This window comes from Rheinheimera sediminis, assembly GCF_004005375.1.
Lineage (GTDB): Bacteria > Pseudomonadota > Gammaproteobacteria > Enterobacterales > Alteromonadaceae > Pararheinheimera.
The window spans coordinates 73,849-93,400 of record NZ_RZUF01000022.1; the positions used below are offsets into that span (position 1 = coordinate 73,849).

Below are 19,552 nucleotides of genomic sequence, written 5' to 3' on the forward strand. Positions count from 1 at the left end.
ATGCTGATAGATTGGTTTACCGTACTTGCGCAAACAGTTAATTTTTTAATTTTGGTCTGGCTGTTAAAACGCTATTTGTACCAGCCTATTCTCGATGCCATTGATGCACGCGAACAACGTATTGCCAGTGAATTGGCGGACGCAGCAGAAAAACAACAGTTAGCCGGGCAAGCACGAGATGACTATCAACAGAAAAATAGCGAGTTCGAGCAGCAACGTGATGCCCTGCTAAGACAAGCCACTGCAGCAGCAGAGACCGAACGCCAGCGTTTACTGGCACAAGTGCGAACTGCAGCAGAGGATTTAGCCCGCAAAAATCAGCTAAGCGTAAAGCGCGAACAGCATCTGCAGTCTCAGAAACTGAGTCGCCTGGTACAAACACAGGTGATGACTATCACACGAAAAACACTGACAGTTCTTGCCAACCAAGCTCTGGAATCAGCCATTGTTGCTGTGTTTGTCAAACAATTAGGCCAGTTACAGGACGAGGCAAAATCCAGCTTCAAACAGAGCCTGTTCAAAGCAAAAAATTCAGCTTTGGTTCGCAGTGCTTTTGCATTGCAGGATACCGAGCAATCCATGATTCAGCAGGCAGTCAATCACTGTTTTTCAGCTCAAGTGCAGCTTAGATTTGTCACCTCAGATCAAAGTATTGCTGGTATTGAACTCAGCGCTGAAGGTCAGCTGATTGCATGGACTATTGAGTCTTGCCTGGACGCTTTAGAGAAACACATTGCCGATAGGTTAGCCAGTTCAGCGCCAGTTTCTTTAACAGCACAAGAGACTACCCCTTGAAACCACAACCCATATTGGAACGCCTGTTGAGTGACATCAACACTGCTGTGGATAGTTTTTCGATGCAGTCTGCCGTGGTTGAAACTGGCCAGGTGAAGGCTGTGGCTACAGGTATAGCTTCGGTTTCAGGTCTGCCCGGTGTTGGTGCTGAAGAGCTGCTTATCTTTCAGAGCAACAGCGATTTCGCTGAACCAAACTACGGTATTGCCTTTAATATCGACGAAGATGAGATAGGTGTTGTGTTGTTGTGCGACTACGCCCGTCTGCAGACAGGAGACAAAGTGGAACGCACCGGTCGAGTGATGGATGTCGCAGTGGGTGATGAATTAATTGGCCGGGTGATTGATCCTCTTGGTCGTCCTCTCGATGCTAAAGGACCTATTCGTACAAGCCAACGTCTGCCTATCGAGCGTCCTGCTGCAGCCATAATGGATCGAGCGCCTGTCACTGTACCGCTACAAACAGGTTTAAAGGTGCTGGATGCCCTGATCCCTATAGGCCGCGGCCAACGAGAGCTAATTTTAGGCGACCGGCAAACCGGTAAAACCACCATCGCCATAGACACCATTTTGAATCAGCATGACCAGGCTATCATTTGTATTTATTGCTCTATTGGCCAACGTACCTCAGCTGTCGCGAAAACCATAGCTACTTTGCAGGAAAAAGGCGCCATGGCCTACACTGTCGTTATGGTGACGCAAGGTAATGATGCACCTGGTCTTTCCTACATAGCCCCTTATGCAGCAACAAGCATCGCTGAATATTTTATGGAAGCGGGTCGCGACGTATTAATTATTTACGACGATTTAACCCACCATGCCAGAGCATATAGGGAATTGTCGCTGTTAATGCGCAGACCTCCGGGACGAGAAGCCTTTCCAGGAGACATATTTTATATTCATTCCCGCCTGCTGGAACGAGCTACCCACTTGAATCAGCACCGTGGCGGCGGTTCACTGACCGCCCTGCCTATTATTGAAACCGAAGCGCAAAATATTTCGGCTTATATTCCAACCAATTTAATTTCAATTACGGATGGTCAGATTTATCTATCCCCGGCTTTATTTGAATTAGGTGTGTTGCCCGCAGTGGATGTGGCCAAATCAGTGTCCCGTGTCGGTGGTAAAGCGCAGAGCAAAGCCTATCGAGCTGTTGCTGGTAATTTGAAACTGGCCTATGCCCAATTTGAAGAACTGGAAACTTTTGCCCGTTTTGGCGCACGGCTAGATGAGGATTCGAAAAAGACCATTGAACATGGCTTGCGCATTAGAGCAAGCCTGAAGCAAACTCAATATTGCCCTGTTCCTGTTACAGTTCAGATCATCACCTTGTTAGCGCTGAGCGCACACTTGCTTGACGCCATCCCTTTAAATCAAATGGCAGCAGCAGAGCAGGCTCTGCATAAAGCAACTGCACTTATTCCTGCGGCAATCACTGAAGGAATTGTTTCAGACCAAGAGCTTACGGAAGCAATTCGCAATAAGCTGCTTAGTTTAATCCAAACAGCTCTTGAGCCCTTTCAGCCAGCAATACAATCTCAGCAAAGCAGCTCAGAGCATGAGTGAAACCTTATCCAGCCTGCAACGTAAAATCGGCAGTGCGCAAGACCTGCAGGCTGTGGTACGAACCATGAAAGCCATGGCTGGCGCCAGTATTGGCCAGTATGAAAAATCTGTGCTGTCTCTGAACCAGTATTATCTGAGCCTTGAGCTGGCATTACACACTTGCCTTCGGCTACAACCTAATACCGCCTTAGCTACAACTGCAGCGTTCGCGACTCTCTACAATGAGCCTCCAGCTAAGGGCGGCGCTATTGCAGTAGTGGTTTTTGGTTCTGATCAGGGGCTGGTGGGCCAGTTTAACGAGACGATGACTGACTTTGTAACTACCGAGCTGGGAAAATGGTCAGGGGTAACACAACTTTGGACCATAGGTGAACGAATTCAGGCTCGGCTTGCCGACACTGAACTTAGCATTGCGCAACATTTTGCCCTGCCTGGTACACTGGCTGCCATTACACCGCTGGTGACTGAACTGTTGCTCAGACTGGAAACCGCTTATGAGCGAGGCGAAATTTGTGAAGTGGTGCTGTTTCATCATCAACCCCAGTCGCAAGCTCTCTATAGTCCACGACAACAGCGCTTATTGCCGCTGGATGACAGCTGGCGCAATCACATAGCCCTATTGCAGTGGCCCACTAACAACCTGCCACAAGTGATAGGCAATACAGAACAAAGCTTGCTGGCTTTTGTGCATGAATATTTATTTGTTGCTTTGTTTCGTGCCTGTGCTGAATCACTGGCCAGTGAAAATGCCAGCCGGTTGTTGGCTATGCAAAGAGCCGAGAAAAACATCGAAGAATTGCTCGATGAGATGCAACGTCATTTCCATCTTTTGCGCCAAAGCAGTATTGATGAGGAGCTATTTGATTTGTTTGCAGGTTTTACGTCCTAACGACAAAATAGCCAAACTCAAAACTCATACTCCAATGCAAAACGTAAGGTGCGGTCTACTGTTTCGTTATCAATAGCCACTATCACCGCCAACTCCCATTTCAGTTGCTCTTGTTTATCAAACTTATGCACCCCCATTAAGCTTGGGCCTGCGCCTTTGTAGTTTTCACCGGCATATAATTCAATGGCAGGTTGTAGCGCTGGCAACCAACGATAGCGGTATTGAGCACGGAACTCACTTTCCCACTCTGCCTGCATAGTCTGGCCCCATTCATACACGGCCAGCGCATTTAATGTCAGGCTGGTTGGGCCGAATTCTTTTTCCATTAAAAGCCCTGTGGTGAACTCAAAATTATCCTGATTATTTTGTCGCTCCAATTCAAACAACATACCCCAGTCGGCGCTGTACTGGCCCTGCTCTGTCAGCATCCAGCGCAGCTCCAGCTCGTAACCTGTCAATTTATAATCATCGGGGCTGATGCGGTCTGCGACGACATAGATTTCCAAGGCTACACGTTCAGTGACAGAAAAACCGTACCCCAGTTTTTGCCCCATCGCATTGTTGTCCGGATGATCGGCCTGGCGCTGATAAAAGTAGCGGTACTCAAATTCACGCTCCAGCGGCTGCACATAAGGGTGATAGACCTTGTCTACCACACGTCCATCCGCAACAGCCTGCATGCTGCTGCACAGACAAGCAAAACACAAAGCCTTCACTACCGCTTTTTTGCTGTAAAGCTTCATCTTTTATTCTCCATAAAACTGCAACACCAGAACAACAAGCCAAAACACAGCAAATACAACAGCAACTGCGACAGGCTGGGGGTGGCTTCGTAACCCATCAGCGCCTGTAAAAAAAAACCTAACTCGGATTGCTCCGGCAGTAGCTGTCCGGTTTGCCACAGCTGTGGCCCTGCGGGGAGCCAATCAGACTGGATCAGTAAAGCCGATGCCATCATTACTTGACGAGCGCCTGACACAGACAACAGCAAAGCAAAACTCTGGGAACGCCACTGTTTCAGCTCAGTCAAAAGGTAGTACCAGAGCACAGTTATACTGGCCCCTATACCGATCCCTAAAGCAGACCCTAACACTAAATCAGCAGGTGTATTGTCACCCTGAGTGGGTAACCAGATATATAACAACAAGTTACTGCCACTAATACTGAACAAACAAGCAGCGGCAAAAGCTGAACTCCAAAGCTCATACTTTGATTTCAAAGCTGCCACACAGAGCAACACAAAACAGATCAGATACAAAAAACTGTATAAAAGCTCCAAGCCAAGACCATCCAGTTGCTCCGAGATCCATACAATTTTAAGGCTGATCAGGCTTAACATCAGCACTGAGGGCAAGGCAAAATACATTGCAAAACTACGCCAGACACTTCTGTGCCATACCAGCAAAGTTGCCAGCAACAAGCAAAGCGGTAACAGCTCGCGTAAAAACATCAGCACTGTATTAATAAGCATGATTCGCCTTATGCTGCAGCCACTCTGCCTCAGGCAGAGCTATTAACACGCCCTGCGCACTGTCCGGATTGTATTCGCCAAAAAACTCGTATCTTCCTGGTTTTAAAGGCCCAACAAATAAAGTGGCTTTGCCTTTGCCTAAAATGACTTTTTCGCGGTTTAAGCTAAAGCTTTCAAATTCTTCCGGCGACGGGTCATGATTCAGTACCATCAGCTTCACTTTCTCACCAGCGGGTACGTATAGCACCGAAGGCTGAAACAGATGATCTTTAATGTGGAGCTCAAATACATTTAGCTCTGCTACAACAGGCAAAGCGAAGGCCAGCACTAAGATGGAGTATATGGGCCATCCTTTCTGGCTGTTATTTCTCAACTGTTTTTTTCTCACAGAGGCAGTTCCACTGTCACTTTTAATCCGCTACTAAAATCAGGGGTCCCAAGGTGGATCTGGCCCTGATGCAGCACCACTATATCCCGCACTATCGCCAAGCCTAAACCAGAACCCAGGGTACCAGATTGATGCCTGTCGCCTCCCACCCGATAAAAGCGGTCAAACACTCTGTTGTATTCTTCCGGCGCTATACCAGGACCATTATCCTGTACCACTAGCACGGCTTTATCTTGCGCAATGGATAATTCAAGCTGGATAGAACCATTCGCCTGAGTATATTTACTAGCGTTACCGATCAGATTACTGACCAGCAAGCGAAGCGCAAAAGCGTCCCCTTTCAGCGATAAATGCTCCAGCCCCAGCAACTCTATTTGTTGCTGCTTTTTCTCAATGTGTGGATACCAGTCCGCCACCACCTGACGGCATAAACCAGCTAAATCCAGCTGTTCTGTGCGGGCCTGAAAATGCTCAGGGTTGCTGCGATTCAACAGCATAATCTGTTCAATTAAAGCACTCATACGCTCAACACCAGCCTGCAAGGCCAACATAGAACCTTCTGGGTCGCCGATACCCGACTGCTGCCATTGCTGGGATGCATTGTGCAAATTCACCTGCAATACGCTTAAAGGGGTGCGTAGCTCGTGCGCGACATCAGAGGCAAAACGTTTTTCCCGCTCAAAAGCATCAGCTAAACGAGCAAATAACTGATTGGTGGTTTTCAGCATCTGGTCCAGCTCTGCCGGCACTTGGTCCAACTCGACAGGGCTTAAATCATTGGCCTTTTTAGACGATAGCTGGGCAGAGAAACGTTTGATAGGCGACAAAGCTTTACTAACCACCAGCCATATCAATAGGGCCTGCAAAGGTAAACTCAGCACCACAGGGTAAATTGAGGCGGTAATCACTTCGTCAGCGAGTTGCTGCCGTTGTGTGAGGGGTTGCGCCACTATCACAGTCAGCACATCGGTTGGTGTCTGACGAAACACCCGCCATCTTTTACCGGCAAAATTATGCTCGCTAAAACCTTCGATCTCTGACATCGAAGTTTCAGGCGCCAAAGCACTGCGATACACCAACTCATCTTTTTGCCAGACTTGCAACGCCAACCCCAGCTCTTGCTGTGAACCTGCCTGATACTGCTGTGATAAGCTGGACGCGAGGATCTGTAAATCCTGATCAAACAAAGCTTCGGCCCTGCTGGCACTTTGTTTATAGCTTTGTAGTGCCGCAACAAAGCTGATCAGCGTAAAAAGCGCGATCAGTACTGTGACTAAATAACGGCGCAACGATCTCATAGCAGACTCATCTTTGGCTCACGCAGGGTTCACGCTGACGCTGTAACCAACGCCCCTTAGGGTTTTAATAAAGTCCTTTGGCAACTTTTTCCGTAAGTTGGAGATATGCACTTCCAGCGCGTTGCTCGCTACTTCTTCACCCCAAGCGTATAAACTGGCTTCAAGCTGCTCGCGGGTTTTTATTCGCCCAGCCGACTCCATTAACTCTTTGAGCAACATATATTCACGGCGTGACAGGCTCACAGCCCCCCCGTCAACCCGCACCAAATGCGCGCTGGTATCCAATTCTACTTGTTGTAGTTTAATTAAGTGCGTGGCTGCTGTACCAAGCCTCCGCTCAATCACCCGCAAACGGGCAAAGAGTTCTGGCATAGCAAAAGGCTTTACTAAATAATCGTCAGCGCCTAAATCCAGACCTCGGATCCTGTCATCAACCCCATCACGGGCAGTCAGCACCAGCACAGGCAAATGAGTCTCTTTTTGACGGCTTTGTTTCAGTACATCCAAACCATCCATATCGGGCAAACCTAAATCCAGGATCACTGCATCGCAGTCTCTGGCTTTAATGCTGCTTAAGGCATGTTGCCCCAAACTTACGTGATTTACCGCAAAACCTTGGCTGGACAATGCCAGTACCAGGCCTTTGGCTAAATCCAGGTCGTCTTCGACCAACAATAATCTCATACCTCTCCTGCCTTCGTACTTGAAGCCGCCGCTTTGTTGGCTGCGCGCTCTCGCCCCAATCACATAGTGGATCTATGTTCATGGGGACTCCTTTACTTGCCGCCTCACTGCAACATCAATTAGTTTGGCAGTGCTGTATTCGAACCTGAATAAGAACGGAAATAAACCAAACAGCATCTGATTGTAATTTGAGACGGGCGGGGGCAAGCCCCGCTCCTACACGTTTTTTAGATTAACGTTTTAGCTTTTTCGCTACTTTGGCTTCCAGTGCAGCAATTTCCTGCATCCGGCCTTGGTCCGCACTTAGACGGTCAGGGCGAGGTGCTGCCTGTTTTGCTTTTTCAATGTAACTCATAGCCGCCTTATAGTCGCGCTCTTCAGTTAAAAATTCAGCATAAAAATAATTAGGATCAATACCTTGTGGGTTAATACTCAGGGCTTTTTCCAGCATCTGTTTTGCATTTTTGTCACTGCCAAAACCAATAGGCCAGCCAGGTACTTTGTAATACAGCACACCTAAACTGGTGTAGGCAGACCCTTGCAACGCCTGACTATCCATCTTAAGTGCGGCTTCCAAATCAGCTTTAGATTCTTCTGCAAACGACATGGCCCCTAAGCCACCTTTTACCCCAGCATAGCTGGATTTAATGATACCGCGCCAAATCAAAGCTTCAGCTTTGCCAGCGTTCGCCGCAACCACCGCATCGGCTTGCGTCAGCAATTCAGGATAAGCTTTTTCTTTCTGCTCCTCTGTCATGCTGTAATTGACTTCAGCCCAGCGGTCTTGCAAAGGTTTAATATCCTGCAACACGTCGGCCTGAACCACCTGCACTAAAAATAAAGCTGGAATTAAAACTAATTTTTTCATTACGCTATTCATATCTGCCTCGTTAGTGGTTTTTGCCCACTGCCATTAATTCAATCAGTGTTAATTTACTTTTTAAGCCCATATCCACCAGCGCAGGAAAAATCCCGTTCAGGCGGACAAAAATCCGTTCAGGCCAGCCAAGAAAACGCCGCAGTTCATTCGACTTCAACTGCTTCAGTAGCTGCTCAGCAACCCAGGCCGGACTATCCATACTGTTACCAAGCTGTTGATTTAATTGCACTACATCGCTGGAGTTAATACTGGTTTCAGTCGCTCTTGGCGCAAAATACTTCACCTGTACTTCGCTGTCAGCCAGTTCACGCTGCAGGGCTTCGGTAAAACCCCGCAAACCAAACTTGGTCGCGCAGTAGCCGGTAAAGCCAGGGTGACCAATACTGCCAAAGGCAGATCCGACGTTGAGGATTTGGCCTTTGTGTAGACGCAACATAGGTAAAAACAGCTGGCACAGTTGCATTGGCACTAACAGGTTAATACTGATCAGATCGCTAAACTGCTGCTGCTGACATAAGCCAAACTGGCTGATCCCTGCGTTGTTAATCAGTACATCAACGCCACCATGCTGCTGACAAAACTGCAGTAAGCCCTGTTGCTCTGCTGTATTGGTTAAATCACAGGCATAGATCAAAGTTTCAGCCGCCAGTTGGTTTTGTAAGCTTCGAAGTTTTTCAACAGAACGACCGGTTAAAATCAACCGTGCGCCCTCACCGCTTAACTGTTTGGCTACTTCAGCGCCTATACCACCCGTAGCACCGGTCAGCAGCACAGTTTTGCCTGCTAAGAAACTCATGCCACACTCTCCTCTGCCACAACTTTTTTAGTCAGACCATGAGGTTGTTCCAGGCTACGAAATACATCGCCATATAAGTGAAAAAAGCGTTTAGCGCTATGAATAATCAGAGCCTGATCGGCGGGGTCTGTGATCTTATCCATCAGGCTTTCAAAGAACTTAATATGATCCTGATCCAAAGCGCCATGTGAATTCAGATAAGTAAAAGCTTTGCGTGGCAGCTGCAAGGTACCGGCAATTTTACTGGCTGCTTGCTCTGCTAAAGCGATAGAGGTGCCTTCCAGTACCAGCACCATGCCAAAAAAGCATAAGGGATTGATACGGCGTACCGAATCATAGGCGTAAGACACCATAAGCTCAGTGGCAAATGCCGGAGTACTGGCACGGGCCTGCTCTTTGTCATAACCACAAGCGGCGATGTCGTTTAACACCCATTCCTGATGGCCCAGCTCTTCTTCTATGTATTCAGCCACAGCTTCACGCAGCCATTCTTTTGATTCAGGTAACAAAGCGCCGACCGACATCAACAGCGGTACTGTGTGTTTAACGTGGTGATAGGCCTGATTCAGAAAAGCAACGTAGTGATCCAGGGTAAAGTCGCCCGCGAAAGTACGACGGATCATCGGAGCTTCCAGTAAATAAGCACGCTCTTGTTCGGTGGCATTAACGAGCCTTTGATAAAAACTCATAGGGTTCTCCTGTTAGATCATTAGAAACAAATAAATCATTGATTTCGCGTTGGTATTTTTTAACTACTTCAGCGCGGCGTGGCCGGCCATTGGCTGTTAACGTACCGTCGGCCAGTGATAAAGGTTGGCTTAATAGCTGATAAGCTTTGATTTGTGCATAGTCCGGTAACTGCTGGTTGACGTGAGCCAGATAAGCAGGCAACTGTTCTGCAGCTTTGGCATCAGCCAGATACAATAAGGCGGCACAATAAGGCTGGGCATCACCTACCAACACGGCCTGACGGATTAAACCGCTTTGAGTCAGTAAAGCCTCTGGCCACTCAGGCGAAATATTGCGACCCAGGCTCGAGATCAGTAAGTTTTTGCGACGGCCCAGAATACGTAACCGGCCTTGCGCATCCAGTTCACCTAAATCGCCGGTAAAGACCTTATCGCTTGCTGAAGCGGCATCGCCTAAATAGCCTAGAAATGGCTGTTTAACGACAATTTCATCATCAATGATTTCAATATCGCGATGGGCCAAAGGCGTGCCCACCAGTTCCAATTCAGTGGTCGAACTTTGACATGCATCCACACTGGATAAAGCCACCACAGAAGCACATTCGCTTAAGCCATAGCCCTGATACACAGGTAAACCAAGTCGGGCCGCCTGTTGCAATAAAGCTGTGGACACGTGGGCACCGCCGACGGCAATAAACTCCAGCGATTCAGGTGCTTGCCAGCCTTGAGCACGTGCCATCACTAATAACTGCAGCAGTTCAGGCACTAAAATCAGACTTTTTGGTGCTGTGCTGCTGATAAGCCCCAGTAAAGCCTGTGGATTGCTCAGCTGACTACCACTAAAACCACGCAGTGAGTCAGGCGCAATCAACACTTCGCCACCAGCCAATAAAGGTGCATAAATACCAGCGATATTTTCAAGCAAGGTGCTTAATGGTAATAAACACAAGTGCTTAGGCGCTTGCTGATCAATACGTTCCAGCAGGCTATGCGCCACATCGAGCTGACTTTGCGCCGACAAACAGACACCTTTTGGCTGCCCGGTAGAACCCGAAGTAAAGGTAATTTTCTGGCAGGTGACAGGGATAGCAGAGCCTGAGCTTTGTAATTCACGCCGATACAACAATAAATCGCCGACTTGTTCCAGCAAGGTAAATTCTGCAGCCTTTAGTTCCTGGTCCGAAATATAAAAATCAGGTTCAAGTTGCGTCATCACATGCATGAGCTGACTTTCAGATAAGTAAGTAGGCAGCGGCACCAAAAGTAAATCAGCATCAAGACAAGCTAAATCCAATAAAGCCCACTGCACTGAACTATTAGCAGCCAGCGCAATTCGTTGTGCACCATAACCCAGTAATAATTCTTGCCATAACGTCATTTGTTGTTTGATTTGAGCCTGTGAATACGCCACACCAGTGGCTAAATCATGCAAAACAGCTGTAGTAGGTAAGTTCAATCGCATTAACGGCCTCCTTCGGCTAAACCTGCGATCAATAGATGCAGCTGAGGCCAGTGCTGATGAGCAAGAGTTGTCAGTTTTGCATCGCAGTGGATCAGCCGGGTCACTAAGGCTAAATCCATAACACAGACTTTTGGATTGGTATCGTAATAACTGCCCCAACTGGCAGCCTCTTCACCTAAAGCTTCTGCTTTAGCTTCGCCAAGCTCAGTCAGTTCAATACCATGGCGGCTTAAAATAGCGCGCACTTGTGTAGTAGCAGCACAAAGCAAATAGCGGTAATTCAGTTGGTCCAAGGCATAGGCCATAAGGACAAACAGCTGCAATAAGCTTTGTCTGTTGATGGCATACAAGTGACCAATTTCAATTAATTGAAAACGCTCAGCCTTGAGATCTTGGGCGGCCAGCAGCTGCTCTACTGGCGCAGCTAAATAGTGTTCGATAAATAACCTGGTGCCGACAGCGCTGCGCAGCCCGAGCACAGCTTGCCATTTTCCATCCCGACTGACCCCTAACAAATTTGGCATAAAGCTGTGTACATCAGCCTGATAAGCCTTTGCAAAACCAGAGGCGATAAAGTTTTCTATTGAGGGCCGCTGACAGTCTGAGCGTTTCACTAATTGCAGCTGTGCTTTAGCTTCTGTCACTGGCACCTTGGCAACAACTGATGGTTCGAATGGATAAGAAGACAACATAAACGCACCCCTGGATAGCTATTGAGCATGCAGTGTGCAGTAACAAGCTTAAAGAAAACTTAAGGTTTTGAGGTTTTCTTTAAGCTTGTTCGCTCTTTGAAAAATCGAAGAATGGTAGCAGCTGTCTATGTTGTTTTGTAAACAAATCAGGCACAGGCTGAATTGATACAGAAAATAACAACACAGCCATTGGTACAAGCTCCTCAGTCCTGATGAACAATAATTTGGTCACCATTAAAATCGGTGGATATCGTCACTTAAGCTCTCGGCTCGCTATGCCACGAACTTAATCAATTCAGTTACCCCTTTATGCCTCTTCATAGCGCTACAACGTATCTAATTTCTACGAAATAAAAATAATTAAAAATATTTGCTTGAATATCAAAGAATTAAATTAAACACATGAAAATATTTAATCTGGTAGTTGATATTTTTTCACTCACCGAATACGCTCTTGAAAGCGCTTTCAGCACCATAAAGATCAGGTTCACTGATCAAAAAAATCAACTTTCAATAAACAGGGCATTACACATGAGAAAGAGAGCCACAAGTACCGCCATCCTCTGCGCCGGCGTCACATTGACCAGCCTGCACGGATGTGGTGGGGGATCAGCCACAGTATCCGATTTTAATAAAGTAGACCCTACTCAGCCTGTTAGCGGCTGGGTTATGGTCTGGAATGATGAATTCACAGGCAGTAGCATAGATTCTCGGAAATGGACTCATGAAATCAACTGCGCCGGCGGCGGTAATAACGAAAAGCAATGCTACACCGATAGTGCCGCAAACTCTTTTGTTAAAGATGGCATGCTGACCATTGCCGCACTTCCAGCCAGCGAAGGTGCAGAAAAACCTTACACTTCAGCGCGTCTTATAACCCGCAACAAGGCCGACTTTAAGTACGGCCGTTTTGAAATGCGCGCTAAATTACCTTTTGGTCAGGGCAGCTGGCCGGCATTTTGGATGATGCCAACAGACTCGGTCTATGGTAGTTGGCCTAAATCCGGTGAAATCGACATTATGGAAGCGGTGAATCTTAAGGTACCCAGCGCTGCAGCTGTGGTCGAATCCAATGTACACGGTACTCTGCATTACGGCAAAGAATGGCCAAATAACTCCTACTCTGGCAAAGCTTATGCGTTACCTGATGGTAAAAATCCAGCTGACGATTTCCATACCTATGCTGTGGAATGGCAACAAGGCGAAATACGCTGGTACGTCGATAATTATCTGTACGCAACGCAACGTCAGTCTGATGTGCGTTTTAACGCCAAAGGCGAAGCTGTTGGTCTGAAACACAGGGGTTGGTTTGCAGAGTATTTTGATCAAAGCACTGGTGAACTAGAAACTCATTGGGACAAGGCTCCTTTTGATCAGGACTTTTATATGATCCTGAATCTGGCGGTAGGTGGCAACTGGCCCGAGAGCGTCAATAATGGTGGTATAGACGCATCGGCATTCACCGAAGGCCAGCGTTTTCAGATTGACTATGTGCGGGTCTATGAATGCGCATCCAACCCGGACACAGGCAAAGGTTGTGAAACGATCCGCCCAGGCTACGATAAACTTGATGATGCCTTAGTCGAAGGTAAAGCCCCTATCCCATCTCCGCCTTCTTCAGGTATTCCACAAAATTTGACTGTTTTTGACGGCACTCCTAATCCAAATTGGCCAGCCTGGGATTGTTGCGGTGGTAGCACGCCTGCATTGGCAGCAGACACCGATCGCGGTGATGTCTACGAATTCAGTGTTGGTGCTGCACCTACAGTGAATGGATTTGTCAGCCGAAGCGAATTTATTAAAGACCCGGCAGGTAAAGCAACACCTTTTGATGCTTCACCTCTGTTGGCATCCGGCACCATTAGTTTTGATATGCAAGTAGTGTCTGCCCCCACTAATCCAGCATCTGTATGGAAGTTTAAGGTAGAAAGCGTGGGTGCCACCACAGCGGTTGAATTGGATTTAAGCCTTGGCGCCAATGGTGCAAATCCTGTGACAGGCCAATGGCAAAACTATAGCTTTCCATTAAAAACCTTGGCGGATGCCGGGTTGGACCTGGCGGCTATTGATGTACTAATGATTTATCCAGCTTGGGGAACAGGTGAAGGTGCGGTCTATCGTATCGACAACGTTAAAATAGCTCAGCCTAATCAAAGCCTGCCCAAGCTGGTGTTATTTGAAGATGGAGTTAACCCGGACTGGCCTATGTGGGATTGCTGTGCGGGTTCTACCCCTACCGAAGAGATAGATGATGCTGCTCATGGCATGACAGCCGAGTTTAAAATAGGCGCTACTCCAACCGTCATGGGATTTATTACTCGTGCCGCCAATGGAGGCGCTAATACTCCTTTTGATGCAACAGCTCTGATCGATGGCGGTTTAATCCAGTTTGAAATGAAAGTGGTCAGCGCCCCATCCAGCCCGGATGCAAGCTGGAAGTTCAAAGTAGAGTCGAACAATAGCGCAGAAGCTGTCGAACTGGATCTGACAGCCAGTGTAGAAGCGACTTCTCCTGTGACAGGCCAGTGGCAAACTTATAGTTATAAGCTGTCTGATCTGGCTGCGGCAGGTCTGGACCTGAGTGCTATCGACGTGATCATGATTTTCCCTGCATGGGGCACTGGCAATGGAGCTGTGTATCGGGTTGATAACGCTAAAATTTTCCATCCAGATGGAGATAAACCTGTAGCCAATGGCCTAACCCTGTTTGCGGATGCAGCTGCAGAGCAATGGTCAATTTGGGATTGTTGTGGTGGCAGTACTCCAACAGTGGAAGATGACGATGCAGCTCACGGCAAAACAGCAGAGTTCGTGATAGGTGCCGCGCCTACCGTGATGGGCTTGCTGGCAGATGACGAAGTTTACTATGACGCGTCTGCGCTTATGGCCACAGGAGTCGTACGATTTGAAATGAAAGTGATCAGCGCTCCAACTAACTCAGCTGCGGTGTGGAAATTTAAAATAGAAGCTGGTGATACATCTTCTGCCGTCGAACTCGACTTATCCGCCAGTCTGGAAGGTAAAACTCCAGTACCAGGCCAATGGCAAACCTACACTTTCCCGTTACAAAGCTTGTTCGATAAAGGCCTGGATCTCAGTGCCATAGATGTACTGATGGTTTTCCCTGCCTGGGGTACTGGTGAAGGTGCGACCTACCGTTTAGATAATGTAGTGATTACCAATCCGTAACCCAGAGCAATGCACAGTGCTTGCAACATAAAAAGAACATAGCAGCAGGGAACCCGGCAGCTTCCCTATAAAAACAACAGTATTCGAATAAATAGGTTCAACATGAAAAGGTTTAACTCAAATCAAAGCCGCCTCGCGGTCTGTATTTCTGTCATCTTATCCGCCGGTACTTTGCCACAGGCTATGGCACAGCAAAATGATGTAACGGCAGTCGAAACAGTAGAAGAAAAAGTAGAAGTGATTCAGGTCAAAGGGATACGCGGCAGCTTAATTCGTTCTATGGATATGAAACGTGAAGCCAATGGTGTAGTAGACGCCATTTCAGCTGAAGAAATGGGTAAGTTTCCGGACACCAATCTGGCTGAATCGCTGCAACGAATTACGGGTGTGTCCGTTAGCCGCGCCAATGGTGAAGGTAGTCAAATTACCGTGCGTGGTTTTGGCCCGGACTTCAATTTGATCAGTTTAAATGGCCGCCAAATGCCAGGCACTGGCTATACCCGCTCTTACAATCTGGAAAACTTATCCTCAGAAGGTGTAAGTGCACTGGAAGTACAAAAAACAGCCAGGGCTGACTTACCAAGTGGTGGCTTGGGAGCCACTGTTAATATTGTGACCACCAGACCTTTAGCCGAGCCAGGTCAACGTTACTCTGTTTCAGCTAAAGCCATCCATGATACGTCCAATGTGGAAGGCGATGATGTTACCCCCGAAGTAGCTGCTGTCTACAGTAATACTTTTGCTGATGATCGCTTTGGTGTAGCCTTTTCTTTTTCACATCAGGAACGTGATTTTCAAAAGCAACAAGCCAATATTCAGGGTTGGCAAGCCAACGTTGATTTACCTACTCTGGATGCAAGTAAAGTAATTGACGCTCGTGCTGAAGATGCAAATGGGAACAAGGTTGGCAATTACTTTTTCCCTAAAGATATGAACTACGGCATGGAAAATGTCGAGCGTGAACGCAGCAATGGCCAATTAACGCTGCAGTATGAACCTATAGATGACTTTGTTGCGACGCTGGACTACACAGGTTCACGCGCCTTAACCGGCACCAACGCTATTGGTTGGGGGATCTGGAATGAGTTTGGCGGTAATATTAACGCCTATGAACTGGACAAAAATGGTACTGCACTTTATGCCGACATTAGTGGCAATGACGGGTCCTTTACAGCAGACAGAAACACCACTGAAGTCAAAGCTCAGTCTGTAGGTTTAAATCTGGATTGGAAACTGAATGACGACTGGCATTTTGCGCTGGATTACCATGACTCCAATAACAAAACAGACAACGGCGCCGATAAAGGCATGGGTAGTGCTGGTCAGGTTATTTTGGGGTCAGACCAACTGCTGTCAAAAATTTATGATTACCGCACTGGTGACATACCGCAGGCCATCATTTTATGGCGCAACGGTACAAACGAGCTCACTGCAGCCGAAATTGATTCGAATTTCAGCCAGTTTACCCATTCACCTGGTGAGTCTGAAATCCAGCAGCTACAGCTTGACGGTACCTGGTTTAACTCAAGCTTTAAGATCCCGCTGAGTCATATTAAATTCGGTGCTGCCATGACAGAGCAAACGATGAGTGGCTATTCAGCCTGGAGCGGATTACGAGGTGGCGCAGGTTTTAACCCCGCTTACCCACAAATATTCCCTGACGAAATGTTTACCCGCCACTCGACAGCGAACTTTCTCGACCAGTTTACCAGTGGTGGCAGTGCTCTTCAGCCACATTATTACTATAGCTACGACTTTGATGAGGCAGTAGCCAGACAACAAGCCTTTCTGACGGAAGCTGTGATGGGCGGGGATGTCTACGTACCAGATGCCTATTTTGATGGCATAGACAGCACAAGTAATGTCGCCGAAGAAACCCAAAGCGCCTACCTGCAATCACAGTGGGAATTCGATGTGGCCAGTTATGCAGTTCAGCTAAACGCCGGGCTGCGTTACGAGGAAACTGAAGTACCTAACGCTGTGCGCCAGCGTATTGAAACTCAGGTCAATTGGGAAAGTCCGTCCGAGTGGATCATGAAATACGAACAGAATGGTGCAGAAAAGCTGGTTGATTTTACAGGTAAATACGATTTACTTTTGCCGATGTTTGACCTGAAGGTTGATTTGGCAGAAGACTGGGTCGGTCGTTTATCCTGGGGTAAAACCGTCACACGAGCACCGTTGGGATTACTGATCGGCGGTCGGAGTCTCAGTGGTAGTCCAAAACCTGGTTCACGTACTGGTAGCCAGGGCAATACAGGCTTACTGCCTTATGAATCAACAAACCTGGATCTGTCGTTGGAATACTATTATGGTGACGCCAGCTATGCCTCCATTGGCTACTTCAAAAAAGACGTCGATAACTTTATTCAGAATACCATAACCGAAACCACTATCGATGGTTTGCACGATATCCTCAACGGTCCGCGCTACCTGGAGGCTGTTGCCGATATTGAGGCCAGAGGTGAACAAGCCACCAGCACAGCCATCTTCGAGCAGATGCTGGCGAACGGTCATGGCAATGCAGAAGGAAAAATTGAACCTAATGCTCAGGACCCACTGATCGTCTGGAATATTAGCCAACCACAAAATACTGACAGTAAATCGGTGGACGGTGTTGAACTTGCTGTGCAGCATTTGTTCGGAGAATCCGGCTTTGGTGTCGGTGTGAATGCCACTTTTGTGCAAGGTGATGTGGAATTTGATACTCAAAGCCTGACACAGCAAGCACCTCTGGTGGGTATCAGTGATTCCGCAAACTTTCAAATGTTTTATGAAAAAGAAGACTGGTCTGTCAAAGTTACTTATGCCTGGCGGGACTCTTACCTGATTGGTGTAGGTCAATCTCAAGGCTCATCCGATGCGCCACCTCAGTATGCTAAAGCTTATGCTCAGTGGGACATCAACCTGAACTATGCAGTGACTGAACAGCTGAAAGTGTTTCTGGAAGGTATAAACCTGAATAATGAAACCGAGGAGGGGTACGGCCGCTATGAGGAGCAGTTCCTGTTTGCCCGTCAGTATGGACCACGTTATACCTTAGGTATGCGCTACAGCTTTAACTAAAAGTAAAAGACTGAACAAAACACCCGGCAGATGTCGGGTGTTTTTTTATGACATCTCACTTAGCGCTACCAGCCAAAAGCCACTAGCCCACCAAGGCATAAAAATGCTTCCTGTGCTGCAGATAATGCTGCCAGATACTGTCCAGCTGAGCCTGATACAAGGCAACTGTGCTGTGATGGTGCAAACCATGTTCAATCAGCAAATCCGCCAGTTGCATGGCCGTGGCCATCGCATTGAAGATACCTTGTGACGACAGAGGATCAAAACTCATAGCGGCATCACCTATGGCGAACCACCCTGTGCCGCAACCTACTGATAACTTCGATGAGTTCGCAGCCACCAGTTCATGCAGCTGTTCGGTTCCGGGAACAATCTGCTGCACTAAAGTACCGAGACCGGGCGCTTCGGCCGCTGCCTTTAGAAAACAGTGACTGGATTGACTTAAGCTCTTGTCGAGTTGACCTGGCTGGATCTGTAACGCAAAAAGCCGGGCCTGGCCTTCAGAGCCATCAGACTGCGACATGTTTTTAGCTGCAAAAGGCAGTTTAGGTAAGGGGGCGCTGTACCACCACCCCATAGCAGCAGAACTTAACACACTGATATGCTTCCGAACTTTGACTTCTGCAGTCAACCAGACTGACAACTGCTGATCTAAATTATGCCGGCTGATAGCAAGGGAGCGAGCAAAGCGACTGTGCCGACCCGTCGCGTCTATAACCAGTTGGCAATGCACCTCTGTCCGCTGCGACTCATGCTGTAATTCAACACACCACCCTTCAGCTTGCTGCTTACTCTGGATAAAAGCAGCTGGCCAAAAGCAGGATACGCCTCTCATTTGTGCAACATCACGTAATTGCTGTTCAAACAATTGCCGATCCAGATGCCAGCCATGACCATCCGGATTCACCAGTTGATCAACCACTTTAGGGGTTTCCGACCCCCAATAAGACAACAGGCCATGGGACACTAAGTGGCCCTGATGCAACAACTGAGACAGCCTGAGTTTATGCAGAATACGCCCAGCGGCGGGAGCCAGACACTCCCCTACTCTGTCTTTTGGTACTGAGTGCAGGTCTACCAGCACTACAGAATAAAACGGCGCTAAAGCAAGAGCTGCAATACAGCCACCTATGCCTGCGCCTAACACCAGTATTTGTGTTGTATTGATCACTGAATCATGATCCTTATTTGGTTCCTTGCAACCTACTGTCAGTTTAGCGCTTCGATAGCCGGTTGGCTTTGTCAGTTTGACTTAAATCTGGTCTGCGTTGTTCTGGGGCCATTCCTCGTAAGTCCGCCTGTTTATCGGCTCTGGCATTTAACAACTGCATAGGTTTATCTGGTGTCATGCCCACTTGCATCACTGCAGGAAAATCGCTGATCCCCGCTTTGCTTTGTGGCAAGACCACAGCAAGATCAGCAAAGTGATCAATCATGCTGTTGATTTGTGCCATGTAATCGGTAGAAGGGCCTATAGGCAAATCATCCAGCCAGAACTCCCGCTCATTAAAGGCCTGCTGACGCTCAGTTAAAGGCAAAGCCTCGTTAATGACTTTGGCATAGTTAGCCTGGTTCAGCATATTGTTTGGCACACGCGCAGGCCAGAAGGTGGGTAAATAGGGATCATAAGCCAGGTTATAGCCATCACGACAACTGGTGTCAACAACAGTCTAAAAGTGATCCACAGC

The 19,552-nt window shown here is 47.7% G+C and carries 17 protein-coding genes; 5 read left to right on the forward strand and 12 right to left on the reverse strand.

Features of this window, described 5'->3' with window-relative positions; translation table 11 throughout:
- Genes EMM73_RS15540 through EMM73_RS15550 form a run of 3 tightly spaced genes read left to right on the forward strand, consistent with a single transcriptional unit; the run spans window position 1 to window position 3,249 of the window.
- A complete protein-coding gene (locus tag EMM73_RS15540; RefSeq protein WP_127687720.1) occupies window positions 1–795 on the forward strand; it encodes a F0F1 ATP synthase subunit B family protein in 795 nt (264 codons plus the stop codon).
- Window positions 792–2,360, forward strand: coding sequence for an alternate F1F0 ATPase, F1 subunit alpha (locus tag EMM73_RS15545; RefSeq protein ID WP_127687721.1), 1,569 nt, complete (start codon window positions 792–794; stop codon window positions 2,358–2,360). The genes EMM73_RS15540 and EMM73_RS15545 overlap by 4 nt, the downstream gene beginning before the upstream one ends.
- A complete protein-coding gene (locus EMM73_RS15550) occupies window positions 2,353–3,249 on the forward strand; it encodes a F0F1 ATP synthase subunit gamma (RefSeq protein ID WP_127687722.1) in 897 nt (298 codons plus the stop codon). The genes EMM73_RS15545 and EMM73_RS15550 overlap by 8 nt, the downstream gene beginning before the upstream one ends.
- A 17-nt stretch (window positions 3,250–3,266) precedes the next feature.
- Here the strand turns inward: EMM73_RS15550 and EMM73_RS15555 are convergent, their stop codons facing one another.
- The 10 genes from EMM73_RS15555 to EMM73_RS15600 all read right to left on the reverse strand — a co-directional run bounded on the left by EMM73_RS15555 (window position 3,267) and on the right by EMM73_RS15600 (window position 11,609).
- Window positions 3,267–3,992, reverse strand: coding sequence for a hypothetical protein (locus EMM73_RS15555; protein ID WP_127687723.1), 726 nt, complete (start codon window positions 3,990–3,992; stop codon window positions 3,267–3,269).
- Window positions 3,989–4,720, reverse strand: coding sequence for a hypothetical protein (locus tag EMM73_RS15560; RefSeq protein WP_127687724.1), 732 nt, complete (start codon window positions 4,718–4,720; stop codon window positions 3,989–3,991). Before EMM73_RS15560 ends, EMM73_RS15555 begins: the two co-directional genes overlap by 4 nt.
- Window positions 4,710–5,108 carry a cupredoxin domain-containing protein gene (locus EMM73_RS15565; protein WP_186435254.1) on the reverse strand — a complete coding sequence of 133 codons (399 nt, stop codon included), beginning with the start codon at window positions 5,106–5,108 and terminating at the stop codon, window positions 4,710–4,712. Before EMM73_RS15565 ends, EMM73_RS15560 begins: the two co-directional genes overlap by 11 nt.
- Window positions 5,105–6,406 carry an ATP-binding protein gene (locus EMM73_RS15570; RefSeq protein WP_127687725.1) on the reverse strand — a complete coding sequence of 434 codons (1,302 nt, stop codon included), beginning with the start codon at window positions 6,404–6,406 and terminating at the stop codon, window positions 5,105–5,107. Before EMM73_RS15570 ends, EMM73_RS15565 begins: the two co-directional genes overlap by 4 nt.
- A gap of 18 nt (window positions 6,407–6,424) precedes the next feature.
- On the reverse strand, window positions 6,425–7,090 hold the full coding sequence (locus tag EMM73_RS15575; protein ID WP_127687726.1) for a response regulator: 666 nt from the start codon (window positions 7,088–7,090) through the stop codon (window positions 6,425–6,427).
- Window positions 7,091–7,322: 232 nt separating this feature from the next.
- The gene (locus tag EMM73_RS15580; RefSeq protein WP_261373463.1) at window positions 7,323–7,958 is read right to left on the reverse strand and encodes a tetratricopeptide repeat protein; all 636 of its coding nucleotides are present in this window, start codon (window positions 7,956–7,958) and stop codon (window positions 7,323–7,325) included.
- A gap of 22 nt (window positions 7,959–7,980) precedes the next feature.
- On the reverse strand, window positions 7,981–8,766 hold the full coding sequence (locus EMM73_RS15585) for an SDR family oxidoreductase (RefSeq protein WP_127687728.1): 786 nt from the start codon (window positions 8,764–8,766) through the stop codon (window positions 7,981–7,983).
- Window positions 8,763–9,455, reverse strand: a complete 693-nt coding sequence (locus tag EMM73_RS15590) for a TenA family transcriptional regulator (protein WP_127687729.1) — start codon at window positions 9,453–9,455, stop codon at window positions 8,763–8,765. Before EMM73_RS15590 ends, EMM73_RS15585 begins: the two co-directional genes overlap by 4 nt.
- On the reverse strand, window positions 9,430–10,917 hold the full coding sequence (locus EMM73_RS15595) for an AMP-binding protein (protein WP_127687730.1): 1,488 nt from the start codon (window positions 10,915–10,917) through the stop codon (window positions 9,430–9,432). The genes EMM73_RS15590 and EMM73_RS15595 overlap by 26 nt, the downstream gene beginning before the upstream one ends.
- Window positions 10,917–11,609, reverse strand: a complete 693-nt coding sequence (locus EMM73_RS15600) for a thermostable hemolysin (RefSeq protein ID WP_127687731.1) — start codon at window positions 11,607–11,609, stop codon at window positions 10,917–10,919. The genes EMM73_RS15595 and EMM73_RS15600 overlap by 1 nt, the downstream gene beginning before the upstream one ends.
- Window positions 11,610–12,140: 531 nt before the next feature.
- On the opposite strand from EMM73_RS15600, the gene EMM73_RS15605 reads away from it, so the two are divergent.
- Together EMM73_RS15605 and EMM73_RS15610 are read left to right on the forward strand one after the other, a co-directional pair.
- Window positions 12,141–14,798 carry a glycoside hydrolase family 16 protein gene (locus tag EMM73_RS15605; RefSeq protein WP_127687732.1) on the forward strand — a complete coding sequence of 886 codons (2,658 nt, stop codon included), beginning with the start codon at window positions 12,141–12,143 and terminating at the stop codon, window positions 14,796–14,798.
- Window positions 14,799–14,900: 102 nt separating this feature from the next.
- Window positions 14,901–17,864 (forward strand): TonB-dependent receptor, encoded by a 2,964-nt coding sequence (locus EMM73_RS15610; RefSeq protein WP_127687733.1) that lies wholly within the window; start codon window positions 14,901–14,903, stop codon window positions 17,862–17,864.
- Between the two features lie 82 nt (window positions 17,865–17,946).
- Here the strand turns inward: EMM73_RS15610 and EMM73_RS15615 are convergent, their stop codons facing one another.
- Both EMM73_RS15615 and EMM73_RS15620 read right to left on the reverse strand, forming a co-directional pair.
- Window positions 17,947–19,035 (reverse strand): NAD(P)/FAD-dependent oxidoreductase, encoded by a 1,089-nt coding sequence (locus EMM73_RS15615; protein ID WP_186435255.1) that lies wholly within the window; start codon window positions 19,033–19,035, stop codon window positions 17,947–17,949.
- Between the two features lie 43 nt (window positions 19,036–19,078).
- On the reverse strand, window positions 19,079–19,456 hold the full coding sequence (locus tag EMM73_RS15620) for a hypothetical protein (RefSeq protein WP_186435256.1): 378 nt from the start codon (window positions 19,454–19,456) through the stop codon (window positions 19,079–19,081).
- Between the last annotated feature and the right edge of the window lie 96 nt (window positions 19,457–19,552).